This window comes from Streptomyces sp. SLBN-8D4, from assembly GCF_049739545.1.
GTDB classification, from domain to species: Bacteria; Actinomycetota; Actinomycetes; order Streptomycetales; family Streptomycetaceae; genus Streptomyces; species Streptomyces canus_C.
This window is the reverse complement of record NZ_JBMGQC010000001.1, coordinates 4,206,765-4,223,999: the sequence shown is the minus strand read 5'-3', so window position 1 is coordinate 4,223,999 and position 17,235 is coordinate 4,206,765. Positions and strand designations below refer to the sequence as shown.

The 17,235-nt window shown below is 71.0% G+C and carries 15 protein-coding genes; 10 read left to right on the top strand and 5 right to left on the bottom strand.

The genetic code is table 11. The annotated features are described in order from the left end of the window. Positions 1 to 343 precede the first annotated feature (343 nt). Positions 344 to 991 carry a hypothetical protein gene (locus RKD20_RS18900; protein WP_199790195.1) on the bottom strand — a complete coding sequence of 216 codons (648 nt, stop codon included), beginning with the start codon at positions 989 to 991 and terminating at the stop codon, positions 344 to 346. Between the two features lie 303 nt (positions 992 to 1,294). Between RKD20_RS18900 and hemL the strand changes: the two genes are divergently transcribed. The 7 genes from hemL (at position 1,295) to ccsB (ending at position 9,192) form a co-directional block, all read left to right on the top strand. Then, positions 1,295 to 2,614: a glutamate-1-semialdehyde 2,1-aminomutase gene (hemL, locus tag RKD20_RS18895; protein WP_424878733.1), complete on the top strand. Its 1,320-nt coding sequence runs from the start codon at positions 1,295 to 1,297 to the stop codon at positions 2,612 to 2,614. Further along, a complete protein-coding gene (locus RKD20_RS18890) occupies positions 2,611 to 3,300 on the top strand; it encodes a histidine phosphatase family protein (RefSeq protein WP_020120646.1) in 690 nt (229 codons plus the stop codon). Before hemL ends, RKD20_RS18890 begins: the two co-directional genes overlap by 4 nt. A 164-nt stretch (positions 3,301 to 3,464) precedes the next feature. Next, positions 3,465 to 4,730 (top strand): hypothetical protein, encoded by a 1,266-nt coding sequence (locus tag RKD20_RS18885; RefSeq protein WP_424878732.1) that lies wholly within the window; start codon positions 3,465 to 3,467, stop codon positions 4,728 to 4,730. 66 nt (positions 4,731 to 4,796) lie between these two features. Next, positions 4,797 to 5,405: a TlpA family protein disulfide reductase gene (locus tag RKD20_RS18880; protein WP_424878731.1), complete on the top strand. Its 609-nt coding sequence runs from the start codon at positions 4,797 to 4,799 to the stop codon at positions 5,403 to 5,405. Between the two features lies 1 nt (position 5,406). Then, positions 5,407 to 6,180: a cytochrome c biogenesis CcdA family protein gene (locus tag RKD20_RS18875; protein ID WP_424878730.1), complete on the top strand. Its 774-nt coding sequence runs from the start codon at positions 5,407 to 5,409 to the stop codon at positions 6,178 to 6,180. A gap of 3 nt (positions 6,181 to 6,183) precedes the next feature. Continuing rightward, positions 6,184 to 7,896, top strand: a complete 1,713-nt coding sequence (gene resB, locus RKD20_RS18870; RefSeq protein ID WP_424878729.1) for a cytochrome c biogenesis protein ResB — start codon at positions 6,184 to 6,186, stop codon at positions 7,894 to 7,896. A gap of 186 nt (positions 7,897 to 8,082) precedes the next feature. Further along, positions 8,083 to 9,192, top strand: coding sequence for a c-type cytochrome biogenesis protein CcsB (gene ccsB, locus RKD20_RS18865; RefSeq protein WP_424878728.1), 1,110 nt, complete (start codon positions 8,083 to 8,085; stop codon positions 9,190 to 9,192). A gap of 23 nt (positions 9,193 to 9,215) precedes the next feature. Here the strand turns inward: ccsB and RKD20_RS18860 are convergent, their stop codons facing one another. From RKD20_RS18860 to RKD20_RS18850, 3 genes are all read right to left on the bottom strand, one after another. Continuing rightward, on the bottom strand, positions 9,216 to 10,778 hold the full coding sequence (locus RKD20_RS18860) for a hypothetical protein (RefSeq protein ID WP_424878727.1): 1,563 nt from the start codon (positions 10,776 to 10,778) through the stop codon (positions 9,216 to 9,218). Next, positions 10,778 to 12,895, bottom strand: coding sequence for a hypothetical protein (locus tag RKD20_RS18855; RefSeq protein WP_424883263.1), 2,118 nt, complete (start codon positions 12,893 to 12,895; stop codon positions 10,778 to 10,780). The genes RKD20_RS18860 and RKD20_RS18855 overlap by 1 nt, the downstream gene beginning before the upstream one ends. A 107-nt stretch (positions 12,896 to 13,002) precedes the next feature. Continuing rightward, positions 13,003 to 13,329 (bottom strand): ArsR/SmtB family transcription factor, encoded by a 327-nt coding sequence (locus tag RKD20_RS18850; protein ID WP_424878726.1) that lies wholly within the window; start codon positions 13,327 to 13,329, stop codon positions 13,003 to 13,005. Between the two features lie 96 nt (positions 13,330 to 13,425). Between RKD20_RS18850 and RKD20_RS18845 the strand changes: the two genes are divergently transcribed. After that, positions 13,426 to 14,400 (top strand): quinone oxidoreductase family protein, encoded by a 975-nt coding sequence (locus tag RKD20_RS18845; protein WP_424878725.1) that lies wholly within the window; start codon positions 13,426 to 13,428, stop codon positions 14,398 to 14,400. Positions 14,401 to 14,458: 58 nt separating this feature from the next. Here RKD20_RS18845 and RKD20_RS18840 read toward each other — a convergent pair whose 3' ends face one another. Then, positions 14,459 to 15,721, bottom strand: coding sequence for a PucR family transcriptional regulator (locus RKD20_RS18840; RefSeq protein ID WP_424878724.1), 1,263 nt, complete (start codon positions 15,719 to 15,721; stop codon positions 14,459 to 14,461). 93 nt (positions 15,722 to 15,814) lie between these two features. On the opposite strand from RKD20_RS18840, the gene RKD20_RS18835 reads away from it, so the two are divergent. Continuing rightward, a complete protein-coding gene (locus tag RKD20_RS18835) occupies positions 15,815 to 16,264 on the top strand; it encodes a nucleoside deaminase (protein ID WP_424878723.1) in 450 nt (149 codons plus the stop codon). Further along, a complete protein-coding gene (locus tag RKD20_RS18830) occupies positions 16,257 to 17,231 on the top strand; it encodes an isopenicillin N synthase family dioxygenase (protein WP_424878722.1) in 975 nt (324 codons plus the stop codon). Before RKD20_RS18835 ends, RKD20_RS18830 begins: the two co-directional genes overlap by 8 nt. The last annotated feature ends 4 nt before the right edge of the window (positions 17,232 to 17,235 follow it).

Here is a 17,235-nt window from a genome sequence, read left to right as displayed (position 1 = left end):
TCGTCGCCGGGTCCCTGCCGCGAGGGCCGCAGGTCCCGGAGGTCGGTGCGGGACCGGGTCGAACGCCTCGATCGACATCGTCGTAAATCGTCCGCGCAGCGCCCGAGGCCGTTGATCTGCAGCCGGGATCTTCGGTGTGCGGAGGTCGTGGCGGAGTGACGTTCCACGGCGAGCCGCGTCGGTGTGGAGTGGTCCGGTGGGGGCGATTCGGGCCACGTGGCTCTCTCGACCGTCACCGCCGGCTTCGGCTCCGTCCACACGTTCCTGGCCGGACGGCGGCCCGCCTCCGCACATGACGAAGGCGGGACCCGAAAGCCCCGCCCGTACACCATGAAGCCCCAGGTCAGGGCCAGACGAGGCAATACGGCTGATGCCCCGCCTCATGCAACCGATGGCTGAAGTCCTGCCACTCGTGCAGCAGTTGGTACACGTTGAACGCGTCCCGCGGGCCGCCCCGGTCCGGGACCGTCGACCAGATGAACGCCGCCGCGCCGACCGCTTCCTCGCCTATGCCGCGCAGGGGGTCCACGACCGTCATGGGGAGCTTGACCACCGCGTAGTCGGGGTGCAGGACGACCAGTTCGAGCGGGGGGACCTTGTGGAGGGGGACGCCTTCGATGCCGGTGAGGACCATGGCCGCCATGGTCTCCGGCTTGATCTTGGTGAACATGCCGTTCATGCCGAGCTCGTCGCCGCCGAGTTCCTCGGGGCGCATCGAGATCGGGACACGGGCCGCGGTCGCGCCGTCGGGCGCGCCGAAGTACTTGTACGTCACCCCCACCCGACCACCATTCCTGCTTCCCGCCCTCAACGGATCGATCCGACGTTCGATACGTCGCTCGTCGCGTTCCGACTCATCCGGGGTGCCCGAGGCACTGCGTCCCTGACGGGTCTCGGCCGCTTCCTCCGCCTCGCGCCGGTGCCTTCCCCGCCGGGCACGTCGAGGACCCAGGTCATCAGTCCCCTCGCCCAGTCCGCCACCGCGATGCATATCTCCACCCGACTGCTTTTCTAGGACGCGCAGGCCCCGCCGCGCAACCCGATCATCGTGTCAGTGACCTCCCCCACGGCCGCCCGCCGAAACGTGCGCTGAAACACCTGTCCGCAGGATCTTCGCAGCCTCTGAACAGACGGCTCCGTGCCGTCGTCTCCGTGAGCTGTGTGTATCTGCATCCAGTTTCGCAGATCGTGGGGCGCCGGGGGCTTTCGAGGGCTGGCCTACCCTGAGGTAGTCACCGGCAACGGGATCCGAGAAAGCCGAACAAACCGGAGAAGGTCGGAGTAGTCGCAGGATATGAGTGAATTGCCCTATTCATACGAGGCGCCTGTCTCGCAGGCCCTGTTCGACCGCGCATCCGTCGTCACGCCCGGCGGCGTGAACTCCCCGGTCCGCGCCTTCCGTGCCGTGGGCGGCACCCCCCGCTTCATGGTGTCCGGCACCGGGCCCTATCTCACCGACGCCGACGGGCGGGAGTACGTCGACCTCGTCTGCTCCTGGGGCCCCATGATTCTCGGGCACGCGCACCCCGAGGTGATCGCGGCCGTCCAGGAGGCGGTGTCGAAGGGCACCTCCTTCGGCACCCCCGGTGAGGGGGAGGTCGCGCTCGCCGAGGAGATCGTCGCCCGGGTCGAGCCCGTCGACCAGGTGCGGCTCGTCTCCAGCGGGACCGAGGCCACCATGTCCGCGATCCGGCTCGCCCGCGGCTTCACCCGGCGCACCAAGGTCATCAAGTTCGCCGGGTGCTACCACGGTCACGTCGACTCGCTGCTGGCCGCGGCGGGCAGCGGAGTGGCCACCTTCGCGCTCCCCGACACCCCCGGCGTCACCGGTGCCCAGGCCGGCGACACGATCGTGCTGCCGTACAACGATCTCGAAGCCGTCCACGAGGCCTTCCACCGGCACCCCGGCGAGATCGCCTGTGTCATCACCGAGGCCTCGCCCGGCAACATGGGTGTCGTGCCGCCCCTGCCCGGGTTCAACCAGGGGCTCAAGGACGCCTGTGCGCAGAACGGCGCCCTCTACATCTCCGACGAGGTCATGACCGGCTTCAGGACCAGCCGGAGCGGTTGGTACGGCATCGACGGGGTCCGCCCCGACCTCATGACCTTCGGGAAGGTCATGGGCGGCGGATTCCCCGCCGCCGCCTTCGGGGGGCGCGCGGACGTCATGGCCCACCTCGCTCCCGCCGGGCCCGTCTACCAGGCCGGCACCCTCTCCGGGAACCCGGTCGCCACCGCCGCCGGCCTCGCCCAGCTGCGACTGCTCGACGACGCGGCCTACGTCAAGGTCGACGCCGTCTCCGAGCGGATCCAGTCGCTGGTCTCCGAGGCGCTCGGCAAGGAAGGCGTCGCGCACACCGTGCAGAACGCCTCCAACATGTTCTCGGTGTTCTTCACCGACCGGCCGGTGCGCAGCTACGAGGACGCCAAGGCGCAGGAGTCCTTCCGGTTCACCGCCTTCTTCCACTCCCTTCTGGAGAACGGCGTCTACCTGCCGCCGTCCTCCTTCGAGTCGTGGTTCGTCTCCACGGCCCACGACGAGCAGGCGGTTCAGCGGATCGCCGACGCCCTTCCGGCGGCGGCCCGAGCGGCGGCGGAGGCCACGGCAGCATGAGCACCCCGAACAACAGCGACATCACCGTCGTCCACCTCATGCGGCACGGCGAGGTCGCCAACCCCGACGGGGTCCTCTACGGCCGCCTCGCCGGCTACCACCTCTCCGAGCTCGGGCGGCAGATGGCCGACCGGGTCGCCGAGCACCTCGCCTCCCGGGACGTCACCTACGTCTGCGCCTCCCCGCTGGAGCGGGCGCAGGAGACCGCCACGCCGATCGCCAAGGCGCACGGCCTCGACCTCGCGACCGACGAGCGGCTCATCGAGGCCGAGAACGTCTTCCAGGGCAAGACCTTCGGCGTGGGCGACGGGGCGCTGAAGAACCCGGAGAACTGGAAGCACCTCGTCAACCCGTTCAAGCCGTCCTGGGGCGAGCCGTACGTCGACCAGGTCGTCCGGATGAAGGGCGCGCTGGACGCGGCCCGGGACCGGGCGCGCGGACACGAGGCCGTTCTGGTGAGCCATCAGCTGCCGATCTGGATCGTCCGGTCGTACGTCGAGAAGCGGCGGCTGTGGCACGACCCGCGCAAGCGGCAGTGCACGCTCGCGTCCCTGACGTCCTTCACGTATCAGGGCGACCGGATCGTGTCCGTGGGGTACTCCGAGCCGGCGATCGATCTTGTGCCGGTTCATCTGCGTGCCGGGGCCAAGCCGGTGAAGGGCAAGTCCAAGGCCTTCGGGGCGTAGTGGGTTCGTGGGGAGCTGCGGCGCCGTTGTGGCTGGTCGCGCAGTTCCCCGCGCCCCTGAAGGGCGCGCTTCTGTTACCCAATCCGGAAAAAGACCCGGAACCTTCCCCCTCCCCGTCACCTCTGACTGGGTGACCACCCAGGAACGTGACGAATCGGGGAAGCATGCCCACTCTCAGCCGAAGGGGAGCACTCGGACTCGGGGCGGGGGCCGCGGCCGCCGTTGGACTGTCGGGGTGCGGGTCCCTCACCGGGTCGGACGGGGTGACCCACACCCCCACCACCTCGGATCCCAAGCCCTCGCCGAAGGCCACGGCCCGCCCCATCGGCGACGGCTCCACCGCCTTCACCGGCAAGCAGCCGCACCAGCCCGGCAAGCCCGTCCCGCTGGAGCCCGGCCAGACCCCGCCGCAGTTCGTCGTCTTCTCCTGGGACGGCGCCGGCGAGGTCGGCAACGGCCTCTTCCCGCGCTTCCTCGACCTCGCCAGGCAGCACGAAGCGCACATGACCTTCTTCCTGTCCGGGCTGTATCTGCTGCCCGAGTCCAAGAAGCGGCTCTACGACCCCCCGAACAACCCCCGCGGCGCCTCCGACATCGGCTACCTCACCGACGAGCACGTCAAGGCGACCCTCACCAACGTCCGCCGGGCCTGGCTCGAGGGGCACGAGATCGGCACCCACTTCAACGGCCACTTCTGCTCGGGCTACGGCACCGTCGGCAACTGGACGCCCCAGCAGTGGAAGAGCGAGATCGAGCAGGCGAAGTCATTCGTCAAGGAGTGGCGCACCAACACCGGCTGGACCGACCTGCCCGCGCTGCCCTTCGACTACGACAAGGAACTCGTCGGCGGCCGCACCCCCTGCCTGCTGGGCCAGGACAAGCTGCTGCCCACCGCCCGCGAGCTGGGCTGGCGCTACGACGCCTCCTCGCCCGGCGGCCGCCAGGTCTGGCCCGAGAAGAAAAACGGCATCTGGGACCTGCCGCTTCAGCAGATACCTTTCCCCGGCCGCAGCTTCGAGGTCCTGTCCATGGACTACAACATGCTCGCCAACCAGTCGATCAACTCGACCAACGCGCCCGCCTACAACTACCCGGCCTGGCGCAAGCAGTCCGCCGGCGCCTACATCTCCGGCTTCCAGCGGGCCTACGAGACCAACCGCGCCCCCTTCTTCGTCGGCAACCACTTCGAGCACTGGAACGGCGGCATCTACATGGACGCCGTCGAGCAGGCCTTCAAGCACATCGCACGGGAGAAGGAGAAGGGCGCGGACGTCCGCATGGTCTCCTTCCGGCAGTTCGTCGACTGGATGGACGTACAGAAGCCGGAGGTGCTCGCGAAGCTCCGCACCCTCGATGTCGGCCAGGAGCCGGCGGGCGGCTGGAACTCGTTCCTCAAGGCGCCCGCGACACCCTCCTCGAACGCTGCCTGAAATGCGGGTTTCCGCCCGCAAGGGGGGTGCCCGAGATCCCCGGAACGGGCATGCGAAACTTTTCACATGAGTGCCGCCAGCCGTAGCCGCTCCCGAGTCCGTACCACCCTGCTGACCGCGGGGGCCGCAGCCGCAGCGCTGACCCTGTCCGCCTGCAGTTCGGGCGGCACCTCGGGCGGAGGCGGCGACACCAACTTCGTCATGGGCGCGGACGGCATCTCGACCGCCGACCGGGGCGACCGGGGCACCGCCCCCGACCTGTCCGGCAAGACCGTCGACGGGGGACAGCTCGACGTCGCCGACTACAAGGGCAAGGTCGTCGTCCTGAACGTATGGGGCTCCTGGTGCGCACCCTGCCGGGCCGAGGCGCCCAACCTGGAGGCGGTCTACAAGGACCTCAAGACCCGGGACGTGCAGTTCGTCGGCATCAACACCCGCGACACCAGCGTCCAGAACGCCCGCGCCTTCGAGAAGGACCTCGGCGTCACCTTCCCCAGCCTGTACGACCCGACGGGCAAGCTGATGCTCCGCTTCACCAAGGGCACCCTCAACCCGCAGGCCGTGCCCTCCACGCTCGTCATCGACCGGGACGGGAAGATCGCCGCCCGCTCCCTGGCCGCGCTCAGCGAGAGCAAGCTGCGCAAGATGATCGACCCGGTCCTCGCGGAGAAGTGACGTGAGCGCAGTCGTCACGCTCGCCGCCGACACGGGCTACAACGGCACCGTCCTCAACGGCGCCCTGCTCGTCGCCCTGCCCATCGCGGTCCTCGGCGGCCTCGTCTCCTTCTTCTCCCCGTGCGTCCTGCCGCTGGTCCCCGGCTACCTGTCGTACGTCACCGGTGTCACCGGCACCGATCTGGCGGAGGCCCGGCGCGGCCGGATGGTCGCGGGCGCCTCCCTGTTCGTGCTCGGCTTCACCGCGGTGTTCGTCTCCAGCGGGGCGCTGTTCGGCTACTTCGGCCAGTCGCTCCAGGAGCACCAGGGCGTGCTGTCCAAGGTGCTGGGCGTGCTCATGATCCTCATGGGCGTCTTCTTCATGGGCCTCATGCCCTGGATGACCCAGCGGGAGTTCCGCTTCCACAACAAGCCCACGATGGGCCTGCTGGGCGCCCCGCTGCTCGGCGCGCTGTTCGGCATCGGCTGGACCCCCTGCATCGGCCCGACCCTCGCCTCGGTGATCGCCCTGTCCTCCCAGCAGGGCAGCGCCGGCCGCGGTGCCATACTGACCGTCGCCTACTGCCTCGGCCTCGGGGTGCCCTTCGTGCTCGCCGCGGTCGCCTTCCGCAAGGCGCTGGGCGCCTTCGGCTGGGTCAAGCGCCACTACGTCTGGGTCATGCGCATCGGCGGCACCATGATGATCGTGACCGGGCTGCTGCTGCTGACCGGCGCGTGGGACCGCCTTGTGCAGGACGTCCAGTCCTGGTCCGCCGGCTTCACTGTGGGGATCTGATCCATGAGCAAGACCACACCCGCCACCCCCGACGCCTCCGTCGGCGACCAGGACCTCGGTGCCGCCGGCTCCCAGCTGTCCACCGCGCCCACGGAGAGCCTGAGCGTCCCCGCCCTGGGAGTCGTCGGCTGGGCCCGCTGGTTCTGGCGCCAGCTGACCTCGATGCGGGTAGCGCTGCTGCTGCTCCTGCTGGTGGCCCTCGGCGCGATCCCCGGCTCGCTGATCCCGCAGTCCGGGACCGACGCCACGAAGGTCGCCGACTTCGTCAAGAACAACCCCACCCTCGGGGACGTCTACGACAAGCTCGGCCTCTTCCACGTCTACAGCTCGGTGTGGTTCTCCGCGATCTACATCCTGCTGTTCGTCTCCCTCGTCGGCTGCATCGTGCCCCGCACCTGGCAGTTCGTCGGGCAGCTGCGCAGCCGGCCGCCGGGCGCCCCGAAGCGGCTGACCCGGCTGCCCGCCTACACCACCTGGCGCACCGCCGCCGAGCCCGAGCAGGTCCGCGAGGCCGCGCTCGCCCTGCTGAAGAAGCGGCGCTTCCGCGCCCACCTCGCCGGTGACAACGTCGCCGGGGAGAAGGGCTATGTGCGCGAGGTCGGCAACCTTGCCTTCCACATCGCGCTGATCGTGCTGCTGACCGCCTTCGCCTGGGGCCAGCTGTTCAAGTCCGAGGGCAACAAGCTGGTCGTCGAGGGCGACGGCTTCTCCAACACCCTCACCCAGTACGACGACTTCAAGTCCGGGAACCTCTTCGACACCGGCGACCTGGTGCCGCTCAGCTTCCGTCTGAACAAGTTCACCGGTACCTACGAGACCACCGGCCCCAACAAGGGCACCCCGCGCCTCTACCAGGCGGCCATCACCTACAGCGAGGGCGCCTACGGCAAGGGGCGCAAGACCCTCGTCAAGGTCAACGAGCCGCTGGAGATCGGCGACGCGAAGGTCTACCTCACGGCCCACGGATACGCCCCCCTCATCACGGTCCGGGACGGCAAGGGCAACGTCGTCTTCCGCGACGCGGTCGCGCTGCTGCCGCTGGACTCCAACGTCACCTCCACCGGTGTGATCAAGGTCCTCGACGGCTACCGGAACGCCAAGGGCGTCAGCGAGCAGCTGGGCATCTCGGCCTTCTTCCTGCCGACCTACACCAAGGGCAGCGAGACGGCCTCCACCTTCCCCGCGCTGAACGACCCGGTGCTCAACCTCACGCCGTACCACGGCGACCTCGGTGTCGACTCGGGCATCCCGCAGAGCGTGTACCAGCTCGACAAGTCGCATATGAAGGACTTCAAGGACGCCAAGGGCCAGGAGCTCAGGAAGAACCTGAAGCCCGGCCAGACCATGCAGCTCCCGAACGGCGCCGGCTCGGTCACCTACGAGGGCACCAAGCAGTGGGCGAACTTCCAGGTCGTCCAGCAGCCCGCCAGCGGCTGGGCCCTCGCCGGCGCCCTCACCGCGATCTTCGGCCTCGCGGCGTCCCTGTTCATCCAGCGCCGCCGGGTGTGGGTGCGGGCGGTGCGCGGCGCCGACGGCACGACGGTCGTCGAGATGGCCGGCCTCGGCCGCAGCGAGTCGGCGAAGCTGCCGGAGGAACTGGGCGAACTGGCGGGTGTTCTTTTCGACCAGGCTCCCAGCCCGTCCGAGGCCACGGAGGCGGAGCCGGACGGTGTGTCCGGCCCCGGCGCCGCGTCTACCGAAGGGGCTGAGAATTGAGACCTCTCCCGCTCGGAACACGGGAGATTCCTGGCTCTCGCCGCCCGACGGACCAGCAGCCCTCCGGGTCTTCCACGATCAACGCCAGCCGGGTTGAAACCAGCCCGGTAACACGACGCCAAGCTTCCCGCCGCCCTCACCGCCCGACAGCAAGTCGCCGGGACATTCACCCGAAGGAGTGTTGAGGTGACTTACGCCGCCGCAACCGAGTTGGCCACCGCCACCAACGAGCACCTCGCCAACATCAGCAACACGCTGATCTACTCCGCGATGGCCGTCTACACCCTGGCCTTCTTCGCGTACATCGCCGAATGGCTCCTCGGCAGCCGCAGCAAGGTCGGCCGCACCGCCGCCGCGCTCACCGCCGACGCGAAGGCCAAGTCCCGGGGGAAGGTGCCGCCGGCCGTCACCGTGAACCAGGGCGGCAGCACCGCCGTACTGGAGCGGCCGCAGGTCGTGGTGCGGTCGGCGGCGGGGTCGCGCGACGTGCCCGACGGGCCCGGGGCGCACGGCGGCGACGCGCAGGGCGACCTCTACGGGCGTATCGCCATCTCCCTCACGGTGCTCGCCTTCCTCATCGAGCTCGGCGGGGTCGTCGCCCGCGCCGCCTCGGTGGAGCGGGCGCCCTGGGGCAACATGTACGAGTTCAACATCACCTTCTCCACGGTGGCCGTCGCCGTGTACCTGGGGCTGCTGGCCCTGAAGAAGAACGTGCGCTGGCTCGGGCTGTTCCTGATCACCACGGTCCTCCTCGATCTCGGCCTCGCCGTCACCGTCTTGTACACCGCCAGCGACCAGTTGGTTCCCGCCCTTCACTCGTACTGGCTGTACATCCACGTCTCCACCGCGATCTTCTGCGGTGCGGTGTTCTACGTCGGCGCGGTCGCCACGATCCTGTACCTCTTCAAGGACAGCTACGAGAACAAGATCGCGTCCGGCGGCACGCCCGGCCGGTTCGCGAACTCCGTCCTCGACCGGCTGCCGGCCTCCGCGAGCCTCGACAAGTTCGCCTACCGCGTCAACGCGGCCGTCTTCCCGCTGTGGACGTTCACGATCATCGCGGGCGCGATCTGGGCGGGCGACGCGTGGGGCCGCTACTGGGGCTGGGACCCCAAGGAGACCTGGTCGTTCATCACCTGGGTCGCCTACGCCTGCTATCTGCACGCCCGTGCCACAGCCGGCTGGAAGGGCCGCAAGGCCGCCTACCTGGCGATGATCGCCTTCGGCTGCTGGCTGTTCAACTACTACGGCGTCAACATCTTCGTCTCCGGAAAGCACTCGTACGCCGGCGTCTGAGCGCCAAAGCCCTGCCTGCCGTCCTATGAGGGCGGCAGGCACTCCTTTGCCGGGGGCTTGCCCTCCGGCCAGGCGATCCGCACGAAGCGGGCGGTGCCCTGCGGGGTCAGTTCCACGATCGGTACGGCCTTGTCGTACGGGTTGCCGTGGTTGTCGAGGCAGATCCAGCCGCTCGCGCCGTTGACGCGCTGCTGGGTGCCTTTGATGAGCCGCCACTCGTTGCGGACCTCTTCGAGGGTGGGGACGTCCTTGCTGCCCTTGGCGAACCGGATGCCCTGGTACGTCAGCCGCATCGCGTCGTGGGCGATGATCAGCTGGCCGTCCTCCAGGTCGACGTCACCGATCGGGCCCACCTTTCCGCCCTGGCCCTCGCGCACCAGGTCCTGCAGGGCCCTTGCCTCGGCGGCCGAACCCCCGGTGGCGGGCGGGGACTTCAGCCAGGCGTCCGGGTGGGCGAGCGCGGTGTAGCGGACGGTGAGGTTGCGGTTCAGGGCGTCCCGGTTCAGGTCCCTGTCGCCGGTGAGGTAGGACGCCTCGTCGCCGGTGAGCAGGGTGAACCTCCGCTTCTGGCAGCCGCGTTCGCCGAGAGCGTTGATGAACTGCCGCAGCTGGGTGTGGCGGCCGGCGAACAGGATGGTGTCGGTGCCGGCGTCCGTGTCGCAGACCAGGTGGGTGATCTGCTCGAAGTCGTTGGCGGTACTGCCTTCCAGGCTGCGGTCGTCGGGCGGGTTGAACGACCAGGGGGCGTACGGCGATCCCTTGAGCAGTTTCTCGAAGGAGCGCTGCAGGGTCAGCGAGTAGGGGTCGCCGTTGTCCCTGTCGTCCGCCTTCTGGTCGTAGACCAGGACCGCCTTGTCGGCCGCGACCCGGGCGAAGGAGGTGAGCGCGCGGGCCTCGTCGGTGTTGGTGGGGGCGACCCGGGCGAGTCCGGGGAAGGGGTCCTTGCCGTGCTGTCCGTTGGCGAGGTTGTCGGCGGTGATGGAGGTGCCGATCACCGCGATGCCGCGGGCGGTGAGCCCGGTGACGGCCCGCTTGTTGTCGGCGGTGCTCAGCCCGACCCCGGCGACCGCCCGCAGCCGGTCCTTCTCCCCGGTCATGCTGGCCAGCTGTTCGACGGTGTGTTCCCAGTGGGCGCCGGTGGCCCCGGGGTTGGCGAGCACCAGCCGGATCGCGGGGACGGTCCCGTTGGACCGGTGGTTGGCCTGGTACTGGGCGAGATACGCGCCCTGGAGTTCGTGCAGCACGTCACCGAGGTTGTCGGCGTCGGTCGCGGTGAAGGGTTCGAGGAGGGCCACGGTGACGTACGGGCCCTTGATGGAACGGTTCTCGCGGTCGATCGCCTTGACGACCGGCCGCAGCGGGGCCCGGCCCCAGTCGTAGCCGGTCGCCGAGACGCCGACGCACTCGTCGCTGCCCTCGGGTCTGACGACCCCGGCCGCGCAGGAGCGGTCGTCGTGGGCGAGGGTGCGGACGACGAAGCCCAGGGCGCCCAGCACCACGAGGGTGAGCAGCAGGGCGACGTACCGGCGCAGGGGGATCTCCCAGACGCCCTCGCGCAGCCATGTTCCGAAGCCTCTGCCGGCCATCACGCCGCCCCCTCATCGTCGCCACTGCCGTCGCCGCTGTCGTCGTCGTTGCCGTCGGGGACCCTGAGCGGGCGGCCGGCGAGCGCGTCCTCGGGCCAGTCCCGGGAGGCCCGCCACAGCAGCGCGTTGCCGGCCGGACGCAGGTTGGACAGCTGCTCCAGCTCGAAGCGAAGCCGGTCGCAGACCTTCGGGTCGGGCAGCGCGAGCGGATCGGTCAGCTGCCACACGGCGTGCAGCAGCCGCCGTATCCGCAGGTGCAGTGCGACGGCCGAGGGGTCCAGGGAGTCCGGCAGCAGCTGGGCGGCGTCCGTGTGGCCGAGCGCGATCGCCGCGCGCCGGTCGTCGTGGGCGGCGAAGTCGTGGCCCTCGGCGTCGTGCGCGTGGAAGTAGGGCGCCGAGGCGACGAAGCGCAGGGTGCGCAGCCAGGTGCGGGTGTCCAGGGCGGTGAAGGTGTCGCGCAGGTGTGCGACGGCCGACTCGGTGGAGCCCAGGGCGAGTTCGTGGTGCAGGCGGTAGCGGGTGTGGGCCTCGTCGGGGCCGGGGGGCGCGTAGTGCGCGATCAGGGTCTCGTGGGCCTCGCGCCAGCGTCCGTGGTCGGCGGAGCGGTGGTGCAGCCGGAGCAGGAGCAGGGTCCGCACGAAGGGGTCGCCGACGAACCGGCCCGGCACCTCCGGCAGCCCCTCCTGGACGAGCCGGGTCTGCAGCGCCCGTACGTCGGCCGGGCCGAAGTCGTCCGGCAGGAGGGCCGCGGCCAGGGCGGTGGCGGAGTCGTGGTCGTGGGCGGCGGCCAGCACCGTCAGCTCCTCCAGCCGGTCGGCGGGCACGAGCCGGTCCAGGAGTTCCACGTAGGCGGGTCTGGCGTCGCGGTCCTCGCGCAGCCGTACGTCGGAGGTGAGCAGTTCGCCGAGGGAGGCCGTGCCGTTCTGTGCGGCGGATTCGGTGAGCAGCGTGATGCCCAGCGGGTTGCCGCCGGTCAACCGGTGGACGGCGTGCGGGAGTTGGGGCGGCACCTGGTGCTCGTCGACGATGTGCAGGGTGTCGTCGGCGGTCAGCGGCGGCAGCGAGACCAGCAGGGCGCGGGAGGAGGGGGAGGCGGGGTCGGGCGTCCAGTCGGTGCGCCGGGCGACCTCGGGCAGGGTGCGCCGTACGGCGTTGCGCAGGGCGGGGCGGCCGGTGCCGCGCAGTGCGGTGATGAAGACGACCTGGTCGGCGATGCCCGCGGAGCGGTCGCGCAGGACGGGGTCGGTGAGGCCGGGGCCGGGCGCGGACTGCGCGTTGTCGACGAGGACGAGGGGCCGGCCCAGGCGCTGCATGCGGGGCAGCACGCCGGTGTAGGCGTCGGTGAGGTCGGCGAGCAGGGCGCGGACGAGATGGCGTTCGGCGTGTTCGCGGGAGGTGCCGCCGGCCCTGAAGTGCCCGGACAGCAGCATGAGTCCGCGCCGGGCGTTGCGGCTCGCGTTGGGGTAGTCGCGCCACCAGGTGGCCGCCCGCTGCTGCCGTCGGTGGACGAAGCCGTCGGAGATGGACTCCAGGGTCGCCTCGATGGCGGACTGGAGCAGCGGGCCGGTCCCGGTCGCGGCGGCGGCGACATTGGCGGCGACCCGCCCGGCCCAGCGCCCGGCGAACCCGGCGATCCACGACCCGCTCTCGTTGAGCAGCAGGATCCGCTCGACCTCACGCCGGATGTGCTCGGAATCGGCGTCCCGCCACCCGCCCGCGGCCACCGCGACCAGACCTGACATCAGCCGCGGGAAGGTGATCCGCCCGGCGCCGGTCACCGGCTGCGCGAGCTGCTCGGCGATCACCAGCAGGGCCTGCGACACCGGTGACCAGGCCTCGGCGTCCCGGCCCGGGGGCGGCGCAGTGAACTCGGCCGCCTCGCAGTCGACCAGGGCGACCGGGGTGTGCCCGTGGTAGGCCTTCCGCAGTTCGTCGAGCAGGGCGCTCTTGCCCGTCCCGCGGGCGCCGGTGAGCACGACGAAGGGCAGTTCCTGCGGATGCTCCACCGCGGTGGCCCGGTGCTGGTGCGGCCGCAGCCCCACGAGCCGTGGTGCGAGCCCCGCCGGTTCCGTGTCGAACAGCGCTCCGCGCCCGTGCAGCTGTCTGTGCACCCGCATTCCCCCCATGCGCGCTGTTTATCAATACCAGAGTAAGGAGGGGGAGTTGGTTCGCACTAGATCGCGTGATGTCCGTCGGGTTACGAAAAGTCTCGGCACCTGACCGGTCAGGAGTCGGTTCGGATCACGAGTTCCAGCAGGCCCGGGAAGCGCGCGTCGAACTCCGCCCGGCGGAGCCGGTTGACGCGCCGCGGTCCCTCGTCCCGCTGCTCCACGAGCCCGGCCGCGCGCAGCACCGTGAAGTGGTGGCTGAGGGCCGCTTTGCCGACGGGCACGTCGAAGGTGCCGCAGGCCCGGCTCCACTCGGGCGAACCGGCCAGCTCCCGCACGAGGGTGAGGCGGACGGGGTCGGCGAGCGCGGCGAGTGCGGTGAGCACCGGGACGTCGTCGGGGTGGGTGTGCTCGGGGGCGGTCCGGTGCCGGGGCGTGCTCATGGATCGCTTCCGTTCCTTCTGTTCCGCTTGCCGAGTGTTCGATGAAAACCATACAGTGGCAAGTGTTCGGTTTTCGTTGAACAGTAGGGGTGAGGCATGCGCGCGGTGGAGTTCCAGGAGTACGGCGGCCCTGAGGTCCTCAAGGTCGTGGAGGCGGACGTTCCCGGACCCGGCCCAGGCCAGGTGAGCGTCGACGTGGCGTACGCCGGGGTGAACTTCGCCGACCTGAAGGCGCGCTCGGAGGGCTACCGGGTGCCGGGGCTGCCCTTCGTCCCCGGTCTCGAGGTGTCCGGGCGGGTCCGGGCGCTGGGCGAGGGCGTGACCGGCCTGAGCGTCGGCCAGGAGGTGACGGCCGCCCTGACGGTGGGCGGCGGGTACGCGGACGTGGCCGTCGCCGACACGGCGAACGTCTTCCCGCTCCCCTCCGGCGTCGATCTGCGCACGGCGGCCGGCCTGCCGGCGGTTCTCCCGACGGCGTACGCCCTCGTGCACACCGTCGGCCGGCTCCAGGCGGGTGAGACGGTCCTGGTGCAGGGTGCGGCGGGCGGCATCGGCACCGTGGTGGGCCAGTTGGCGAAGGCGGCCGGCGCGACGGTGTACGGCGTGGTGTCCGGCGAGGCCAAGGCGGCGTACGCCCGCGAGCACGGGTACGACGAGGTGTTCGTCGGCGACTTCGCGGAGCCGGTGCGGGCGGCGACCGGCGGCCGCGGGGTCGACCTCGCCCTGGACCCGGTCGGCGGCGACACCCTCCGCGACTGTCTGGCCTCCCTCGCGGTCTACGGCCGGCTGGTCTCCTTCGGCAACGCGAGCGGCGCACCGCCGTGGACCGTGGGCCAGCCCGAGCTGTACCCCCGCGGCCTCTCCGTCGCCGGCTTCTCCATCCTCACACTCGCCCAGACCGCCCCCGCCGAGCTGCGGACCCTGTCGGAGCGGGCGTTCGCGACGGTGGCCGACGGCACGGTCTCCCTGCCGGTCACCGCGGAGTTCGCCCTCGAGGAGGCGGCGGAGGCGCACCGGCTGATGGGCGCGCGGACGAGCACGGGGAAGCTGCTGCTGAGGGTGAACGGCTGATTTCGGGCTCCGGCCCCGCACCCACCGACGCAGGGACCGTTCTTCTCGGCACCCTTCGCTAGGCCACCGTCCGCAGCCCGCCCCGTGCGACGGCTTTCGTCGTGCGCACCACCCGTTGTGCGCAGGTCGCCGTCAGCAGCTCGCCCAGCAGGTCCGGATCGTCGATCTCCAGGCCCAGCAACGACTCGATGCGCTCCAGGCGTTGGTACAGGGACTGGCGGCCTATGTGGAGGAGGGCCGCCGTGCGGGTCGGTGAGCAGCCGTTGCGGAGATGGACCTCCAGGGTGCGCACCAGGTCGCTCGGGTGGGCCGCCTCCCAGGCCAGCAGCGGCCCCAGGGCGTGCTGGACCAGCGCCGCCAGGCGGTCGCGGTTGGCGTCCACACCGCCCCGGGTCAGCTCCCGCTCCAGCGCCAGGGCCCGGGAGGAGGTCACCAACGGGCCCTCGGGGGAGGCCGGTTCGGCCGGCGGGACGGTCAACGCCAGTTCCAGCGTCGTACGGGCCGCCCGCAGCGTGTCGCTCCAGCGCAGCCAGCCGCCGTCGGAGGCGGAGACGGCGTGGCCCACCGCCACGGTGAGCCCGGGTGCGGCCGCCGAGCGGAAGGCCTCCTGCACCCCCTTCACGGGGTCACCGGGGAGCGTCCCCGGCAGGGACAGCAGCGCCAGGACGTCCCCCGGGAACGCGGCCCGCATGACCCCGGCCCCGCCCAGCAGCCGTACCGCCCGGTCGACGGTGCTCACCTCCCGGGTGCCGTGCAGCGACACCCCGATCGTCCGGGCCCCCGGGCCCGGATGGAACCCGGCGAGCGCCGCCCGCGCCTCCACCTCCGGCTGGTTCAGCGCTGCCCGGTCGGCGAGGTCGGCGAGCAGGGCCGCCGTGTGGTCGTCGCCCCACGGCCGCACCACCGAACGGCCGGACAGCCCGCGCGCGACGATCGCCCGGTTGGCGGCCTCCGTGATCCGCACGAAGGGCACGACCCGGCGCAGGGCCAGCAGGGGCAGGCCCAGACGGCGGGCCTCGTCGGTGACCTCGGGCGGCATGGCGGGCAGGGCGCGGCCGACCTCCACCGCGAGCCCGGCGGCGCCCCGGGCGGCCAGCTCGCGGACGTACCGGCGGCGGACCTCCTCGTCGGCGTCCGTCAGCCCGAAACCGTTGGTGAGCAGCAGCTCGCCGCCGTCCAGGAAGTTCGCGCCCTCGTACACCTCGCTCGAATGGACCCAGCGCACCGGGCCGTCCAGCGCGGTGTCTCCGGCCAGCAGCTCGGGCTCGGCGGCGCGGACCGGATCGAGGGCCAGGATCTCGCGAAGGGTGAGTGCGGGCATGCGCGCCTCCCGACAGTTCGTCCGGCTGTGGGCTGCCCGGAGAGTACTTTCCGCACGTTGCCCTCGTGTTTCGGCCACAGCAGAGTGAGAGACATGGATCAGACACAGGCACACCGGTGGCTCGCCACCGCCGTCGAGGAGGCCCGCGCCGGGCTCGCCGAGGGCGGCATCCCCATCGGGGCCGCGCTCTACGGCGCCGACGGCACCCTCCTCGGGCGCGGCCACAACCGGCGCGTCCAGGACGACGACCCCTCCCTGCACGCGGAGACGGCCGCCTTCCGGGCCGCGGGACGGCAGCGGTCGTACCGCGGTACGACGATGGTGACCACCCTCTCGCCCTGCTGGTACTGCTCCGGTCTGGTCCGGCAGTTCGGGATCGGACGGGTCGTCGTCGGGGAGGCCGCCACCTTCCACGGCGGCCACGACTGGCTCGCCGAGCACGGCGTGGAGATCGTGCTCGTCGACGACCCCGAGTGCGTACGGATGATGACCGACTTCATCGAGAAGAACCCGGCACTGTGGAACGAGGACATCGGTGAGTGACAGCCCCCAGCCCCGCATCCCGACCATCGACCTGCGGTCCTGGCTCTCCGCGGACCCCGGCGCCCGCGCCGCCGTCGCCCGCACCCTGGACGAGGCCCTGCAGACCGCCGGGTTCTTCCTGGTCACCGGCCATGGTGTCGACCCGGAGCTGCGCTCCCGGATCCGGGAGGCCGCGCGGGCGTTCTTCCGGATGCCCGTGGACGTCAAACAGCCGTACTCCGCGAAGGTCGGCGGCCGTGGCTGGCTCGGGCCCGGCGCCGAGGCCAACGGCTACTCGGAGGGCACCGAGACCCCGCCGGACCTCAAGGAGTCGCTGACCTTCGCCACCCACGAGCCCTTCGAGGACCCGGTCGTCAACGCGGAGTGGTACGCGCCGAACGTCTGGCCCGCCGAGGTGCCGAGGCTGCGGACGCTGTGCGAGGAGTACCTGGAGAAGATGGGCGAGCTGGAGAAGCAGCTGCTCTCCCTGCTCGGTGAGGCCCTCGGGCTCGCACCCGACTTCTTCTCCCGGCACATGGACCATCCGACCTACGGCTTCAACATCAACTGGTATCCGGGGACGGAGGTGACCGGGGAGCCGGAGCCCGGGCAGTTCCGCATCGGCCCGCACACCGACTTCGGCACGGTCACGATCCTCGACCGGCAGGCCGGCAAGGGCGGCCTCCAGGTGTTCACCGACGAGGGCGGCTGGGAGGACGCGCCCTTCGACCCGGACGCCTTCACCATCAACATCGGTGACCTGATGGCCCGTTGGACGGGTGACCGCTGGCGGTCCGGACGGCACCGGGTGCTCCCGCCGCCGGCGGACGCGCCCGCCGAGGAGCTGATGTCCCTGGTCTACTTCGGCGAGTGCACCCCGGGCACGACCGTCGAGTCCGTCCCGGCCCCGGTCGGACGGGTGGCGTACGAACCCGTCGACTCCCACGTGTACCTGAGGGCCAAGCTGGACTCGATCACGGTCGGCTGAGCCG

What these genes read in the sequence shown, in the direction of transcription:
- RKD20_RS18890 (WP_020120646.1), top strand. Translation starts at nt 2,611, where the DNA reads ATGAGCACCCCGAACAACAGCGACATCACCGTCGTCCACCTCATGCGG.
- resB (WP_424878729.1), top strand. Translation starts at nt 6,184, where the DNA reads ATGAGCAAGACCACACCCGCCACCCCCGACGCCTCCGTCGGCGACCAG.
- RKD20_RS18885 (WP_424878732.1), top strand. Translation starts at nt 3,465, where the DNA reads ATGCCCACTCTCAGCCGAAGGGGAGCACTCGGACTCGGGGCGGGGGCC.
- RKD20_RS18880 (WP_424878731.1), top strand. Translation starts at nt 4,797, where the DNA reads ATGAGTGCCGCCAGCCGTAGCCGCTCCCGAGTCCGTACCACCCTGCTG.
- RKD20_RS18860 (WP_424878727.1), bottom strand. Translation starts at nt 10,778, where the DNA reads ATGGCCGGCAGAGGCTTCGGAACATGGCTGCGCGAGGGCGTCTGGGAG.
- hemL (WP_424878733.1), top strand. Translation starts at nt 1,295, where the DNA reads ATGAGTGAATTGCCCTATTCATACGAGGCGCCTGTCTCGCAGGCCCTG.
- RKD20_RS18900 (WP_199790195.1), bottom strand. Translation starts at nt 991, where the DNA reads ATGCATCGCGGTGGCGGACTGGGCGAGGGGACTGATGACCTGGGTCCT.
- RKD20_RS18845 (WP_424878725.1), top strand. Translation starts at nt 13,426, where the DNA reads ATGCGCGCGGTGGAGTTCCAGGAGTACGGCGGCCCTGAGGTCCTCAAG.
- RKD20_RS18850 (WP_424878726.1), bottom strand. Translation starts at nt 13,329, where the DNA reads ATGAGCACGCCCCGGCACCGGACCGCCCCCGAGCACACCCACCCCGAC.
- RKD20_RS18840 (WP_424878724.1), bottom strand. Translation starts at nt 15,721, where the DNA reads ATGCCCGCACTCACCCTTCGCGAGATCCTGGCCCTCGATCCGGTCCGC.
- RKD20_RS18855 (WP_424883263.1), bottom strand. Translation starts at nt 12,895, where the DNA reads ATGCGGGTGCACAGACAGCTGCACGGGCGCGGAGCGCTGTTCGACACG.
- RKD20_RS18835 (WP_424878723.1), top strand. Translation starts at nt 15,815, where the DNA reads ATGGATCAGACACAGGCACACCGGTGGCTCGCCACCGCCGTCGAGGAG.